Source organism: Kitasatospora sp. NPDC093558, from assembly GCF_040683475.1.
Classification (GTDB): Bacteria; Actinomycetota; Actinomycetes; order Streptomycetales; family Streptomycetaceae; genus Kitasatospora.
In genome coordinates this window covers 1-4,792 of the sequence record NZ_JBFBDY010000491.1, presented here as the reverse complement: position 1 = coordinate 4,792, position 4,792 = coordinate 1, and the positions used below count along the sequence as shown (strand labels likewise).

General features: G+C 72.1%; 5 protein-coding genes and 1 pseudogene. 4 read left to right on the top strand and 2 right to left on the bottom strand.

Features of this window, described 5'->3' with window-relative positions:
• Positions 1-875 (top strand): esterase (locus tag AB0O00_RS29840; protein ID WP_363657008.1); only part of this gene is annotated, 875 nt, incomplete at its 5' end.
• A gap of 90 nt (positions 876-965) precedes the next feature.
• Positions 966-1,259 carry a DUF1905 domain-containing protein gene (locus tag AB0O00_RS29835; protein WP_363657006.1) on the top strand — a complete coding sequence of 98 codons (294 nt, stop codon included), beginning with the start codon at positions 966-968 and terminating at the stop codon, positions 1,257-1,259.
• 31 nt (positions 1,260-1,290) lie between these two features.
• On the opposite strand, the gene AB0O00_RS29830 is transcribed toward AB0O00_RS29835, so the two are convergent.
• Entirely contained in the window at positions 1,291-1,725 is a 435-nt protein-coding gene (locus tag AB0O00_RS29830; RefSeq protein ID WP_363657004.1) for a helix-turn-helix domain-containing protein, read from the bottom strand.
• A gap of 161 nt (positions 1,726-1,886) precedes the next feature.
• Here AB0O00_RS29830 and AB0O00_RS29825 point away from each other — a divergent pair, with 161 nt between their 5' ends.
• Positions 1,887-3,464 (top strand): IS200/IS605 family accessory protein TnpB-related protein, encoded by a 1,578-nt coding sequence (locus tag AB0O00_RS29825; RefSeq protein WP_363657010.1) that lies wholly within the window; start codon positions 1,887-1,889, stop codon positions 3,462-3,464.
• 118 nt (positions 3,465-3,582) lie between these two features.
• Positions 3,583-4,401 carry an NAD(P)H-binding protein gene (locus AB0O00_RS29820; protein ID WP_363657002.1) on the top strand — a complete coding sequence of 273 codons (819 nt, stop codon included), beginning with the start codon at positions 3,583-3,585 and terminating at the stop codon, positions 4,399-4,401.
• On the opposite strand, the pseudogene AB0O00_RS29815 reads toward AB0O00_RS29820, so the two are convergent.
• A pseudogene (locus tag AB0O00_RS29815) lies at positions 4,398-4,709 on the bottom strand (zinc-binding dehydrogenase); the annotation flags it as partial. The gene AB0O00_RS29820 and the pseudogene AB0O00_RS29815 sit on opposite strands and share 4 nt — an antisense overlap.
• Between the last annotated feature and the right edge of the window lie 83 nt (positions 4,710-4,792).

Genomic DNA, 4,792 nt, shown 5'->3' with positions numbered 1-4,792 from the left:
GCGCCGACGCGCCCGCCCTCCCCGGCGGCAAGCGGCCCGTCGTGCTGTACTCGGCCGGCTTCGGCGACCCGCGCACGTGGGGCACCGGCCTCGTCGAGGACCTCGCCTCGCGCGGCTACGTCGTCGTCACCGTCGACCACCCCTACGACGCCTCGGAGGTCGCCTTCCCCGACGGTGACCTCGCGACCTCCGTCTTCCCCGCGCTGATGGCCCAGCCCGGCCTCGACCTCGGCGCCGTCCTGCGCAAGACGCTGCAGACCCGGGTCGACGACACCCGCTTCGTGCTGGACCAGCTGGCAGGCCTGCGTTACGACGACCACCTGCCGCCGGGCCTCGCCGCTTCCCTGGACCTCGACCGGATCGGCATGGTCGGCCACTCCGGGGGCGGTTCCGCCGCCCTCCAGACCATGCACGACGACCCCCGCCTCAAAGTCGGCGTCAACCTCGACGGCCAACTGCACTTCCCCGGCCCGGACGGCACCGGCGTCCACCTGTCCACCGTCGCCGAGGACGGCCTGACCCGGCCGTTCCTGCTCATGGGCACCCAGAACCCCGACTCCGGCAGCTACCACCGCCAGCCCGGCTGGGACGCCCTGTGGCAGCACAGCACCGGCTGGCACGCCGACGTCACGCTCACCGGCTCCCGCCACGGCTCCTACACCGACGCCGAGTCACTGCTGCCCCAGCTCGCCCGCCAGGGCGCGATCGGCGGGGCGAAGCTGACCGAGGACATCGGCGACGTCCGTCCCGACCGCGCAGTGCTCGCCACGCGCTCGTACGTCGCCTCATTCTTCGACCGCTGGCTGCGCGGCCACGACGACCACCTGCTCGACGGCCCGTCGCCGCGCTTCCCCGAGATGGTCTACGAGCGCTGAAGGCGCCGTCCGCACGTACGCCGTCCGCACATACGCTGGGCGCGCATACGCTGGGCGGGCATCGGGCGTCCTCACGAACGGATCGGCCTCATGGACATCGCCTTCACCGGCCACGTGATCGAATGGCGCGGGCCGTCCCCGTTCTACTTCGTCCCCGTGCCCGAGGAACAGGCCGCCGACGTACGCGAGGTAGCGGCGGCGGCCACGTACGGCTGGGGCGTCGTCCCGGTCGAGGCCCGGATCGGCGGGACGGCCTTCGCCACGTCGCTCTTCCCGAAGGACGGCGGCTACCTGCTGCCGATCAAGAACGCCGTGCGCAAGCCGCAGGGCCTTGCGGTGGGGGACCGCGTGGTCGTCGAGATGACGGTCCGCCTCCAGCCCTGAGCGCCGCTCGCCTGAACCGCCCGCTCCGGCCCTACCGGATCTCCGAGCCCGGGTTGGCGGTGTCCCACTCCTCGCGGGAGGAGACGATCGCGTCGTGGTGGTCGTAGGACCAGTCCGCCATCGCCCGCACCAGGTGGGTCAGGCTGTGGCCGAGGGGCGTCAGCTCGTACTCCACCTGCGGCGGGACGGTCGGGTGGACGGTCCGCGAGACCATCCCGTCGCGCTCCAGGCGGCGCACCGTCAGCGTCAGCATCCGCTGCGAGATGCCCGGCAGCGCACGCTGCAGCTCGCGGAACCGCCGTACGCCGGCGGCGAGTTCGACGATCGTCAGGACGGACCACTTGTCGCCGAGGCGGTCCAGCAGGTCGCGGATCCCGCAGTCCACGCCGTCCTCGCACCAGACCACGGGACGGGGGGTGGTGAACTGCTGGGGATTGAGGTCGTTTTGGTGCACTTGGGTGTCCATGAGTGTGTTTTTCGATCACGGTTTGTTGGATCGATGAGGCGACTGTCAGTGGCGTGTGTGAGGGTGGTGGCACTGACTGGGAGGGGGTTGGCGTGGCTGGGTCACAGAGGAAGCCGCTGCGGCGGATCGACGCGCCGTTCGTTTCCCTTGGCCCGTCGGGTGTGTCGGTGCGTGACCGGCTCAAGGGCCTCACGCCGGAGGACGAGAAGGTGTTGCGGCTGGTCGGCGGGCATATGGGGGCTCTGGCGTCGAAGGACCTGAAGGCGCGCTGCGCGGACGGCTTGGAGCACTGCAACGAGACGTGGGCCGCACGGAAACGTGACCTGAGCGTGCAGTCGTCGTCGCGCTGGGCCGGGAGCGTCACCAAGGCCACGCACGACCAGTGGGCGCTGTCGCGTCGCGGGCAGGGCGCATACCTGGACTCGTTGGACGCCGGCATCCGGATGCTGCGCCACCGCCTGTCGTTGCCGGTCGGGGAGAAGGGCACCGGGCGCGCGCCGGGCGGATACCGCTCCAAGCACGAGTGGTTCCACAAGACCCGGCGCCTGCACGTCCTTGAGGAGCGACGCGCGGCTGTTGCCGCCGACCGCGACAACGGCATCGTGCGTGTGGTGCGCGGCGGCCGGAAGCTGCTGAACACCCGGCACAACCTCGACGCCGCGGACCTGACCGAAGCCCAGTGGCGGGAGAGGTGGGAAACGGCCCGCTGGTTCCTCGCTGCCGACGGGGAGTCCGGCAAGCGGTTCGGCAACGAGACGATCCGTGTCACCCCGGACGGCGAGGTGTCGATCAAGCTGCCGGCCCCGCTCGCCGAGCTGGCGAACGCCAGGAGCGGCCGGTATGTGCTGGCCGCGAAGGTGACCTTCCCGCACCGGGGCGCCGAGTGGGCCGACCGCATCGAGGCCAACCGGGCGGTGGCGTACCGCATCCACCGGGACGTGGACCGGGGCCGCTGGTACCTGGACGCCTCCTGGACCCGGCCGGCGGTGAAGACCATGCCGCTGGCCACGGCACGGGCGGCCGGGATGGTCGGCGTGGACACCAACGCCGACCACTTCGCGTGCTGGCAGTTGGATGTCCACGGCAACCCGGTCGGCGAACCCCGCCGGTTCTTCTACGACCTGTCCGGCACCGCCGCCCACCGCGACGCGCAGATCCGCCATGCCATCACCCGCCTGCTGCACTGGGCGAAACGCTGCGGCGTGCGGGCGATCGGCCTGGAGAACCTGGACTTCACCGCAGAGACCACCCGGGAGAAGCACGGCCGCAGGAAGCGCTTCAGGCAGCTGATCTCGGGTATCCCCACCGGCAGACTCCGCGCCCGTCTCGTCTCCATGGCCGCCGAGCTGGACCTGGTCATCGTCGCGGTCGACCCTGCCTACACCTCCCAGTGGGGCGCGCAGCACTGGCAGAAGCCGCTCGCGACGCCCTCCCGTCAGACCACCCGACACGACGGCGCCGCTGTCGCGATCGGGCGACGCGCCCTCGGACACCCGATCCGGCGACGGACGACACCGCCCCACGACGACCGGAGTGATCGTCGCGGGCATCGGACCGCCCAGGCCGGACCAGGCGTTCGGGGGCGTGAGGAACCCCGCCACCCCGCCACGGACCGTGCACACGATGCACGTGCCCGGGCGGGGACAACGAGAACGCGGGCGACCAGCCGGGCATCCAACACCGTTCGGGATGCCCGCAGTGATCAGACCTGGGTCCAAGACTCACTCCTGCTCACTTAGTTGGAACGGTGGTTATCGCGGTGTGCCCTACGGACATGAAAGTGCCTCCTTACGCCGAACGACCAGGCTATCGAGGATGGTCGCGAAGCCAACGGCCGATCATCCCTGGAGGAACCCCATGTTGCTCGTCACCGGTGTCAACGGAGGCCTCGGCGCCCTCGTCCTGGACCGTCTGCGCGGACGCGAGGACGTTATCGCCGGCACCCGCACGCCCGAGAAGGTGCCGGACGGCACCCCCGCCCGGCTCGTCGACTTCGACCGGCCGGAGACCCTGAAGCCGGCCTTCGCCGGCGTCCGCACCCTGCTGCTGATCTCCGCCGGCGCCGCCGAGGACGACGTCGTGATCGCCCGGCACGGCGCGGCGATCGCGGCGGCGGAGGAGGCGGGTGTCGAGCACGTCGTGTACACGAGCCTCTCCGGCGACGGCGACCACCTGCCCTACGCGCTCGCACACCGCTGGACGGAACGGCGGCTGCGCGAGTCCGCGAGCCTGCGCTGGACGGTGCTGCGCAACGGGCTGTATGCCGAGTTCCTGGCCGCGATCGCCGCGCCGGACGCGGACGGGGTGATCACCGCACCGCTCGGCGAGGGCGGGCTCGCGGCGGTGGCCCGGGCGGATCTGGCCGAGGCGGCGGCGACCGTGGCTCTCGCGCCCGCCGAACACGCGGGCCGCACCTACGAGTTGGTGGGGGAACGGGCGATCGGCGGCGCGGACGTCGCGGCGGCGATCGGCGCCGAGTACCGCCCCGCCGGCCTCGCCGGGACGAGGGCGGCGGTGGCGGCCTCGGACGCGCTGGACTTCCAGGTGCCGATGGTGGTGGGCACCTACTCGGCGATCGCCCACGGCTTCCTGGCCGGCCCGGGCGGCCCCGGCGACCTCGCCGCCCTCCTCGGCCGCCAGCCCCGCCCGGTCCTGGACGTCATCGCCGGACGCTAATCGCCCAGGACGACGATTCGCCCGGTGCTCAGCCCGTCCGCCACCCGCTGGACGGCCTCCGCGGCCGACGCGAGCGGGAGGCGCGCGCTGACCAGCGGGCGGACGACGCCCGCCTCGGCGAGCTTGGTCAGCTCCTCGTGCGCGGCCTGGACGGTCTGCGGGGCGTGCGTGTTGTACAGGCCCCAATGCAGGCCCAGGATCGCGTAGTTCTTCACCAGGGCGTGGTTGAGCGCGGGCGCCGGGATCTGTCCGGCGGCGAAGCCGACCACCACGATCCGGCCCTCGAAGGCGATGCACCCCACCGATCGGCCCACCCGCCGGTAGCCGCACCCCCCAACCGGGTAAGAGCGCAGTGCAGGCATTTCGTGGCCCCGGAGGGGGCGGCACGAGG

Bases quoted from the DNA above. Each gene is read 5' to 3' on its own strand.
- AB0O00_RS29835 (WP_363657006.1), top strand. From the start codon at position 966: ATGGACATCGCCTTCACCGGCCACGTGATCGAATGGCGCGGGCCGTCC.
- AB0O00_RS29830 (WP_363657004.1), bottom strand. From the start codon at position 1,725: ATGGACACCCAAGTGCACCAAAACGACCTCAATCCCCAGCAGTTCACC.
- AB0O00_RS29820 (WP_363657002.1), top strand. From the start codon at position 3,583: ATGTTGCTCGTCACCGGTGTCAACGGAGGCCTCGGCGCCCTCGTCCTG.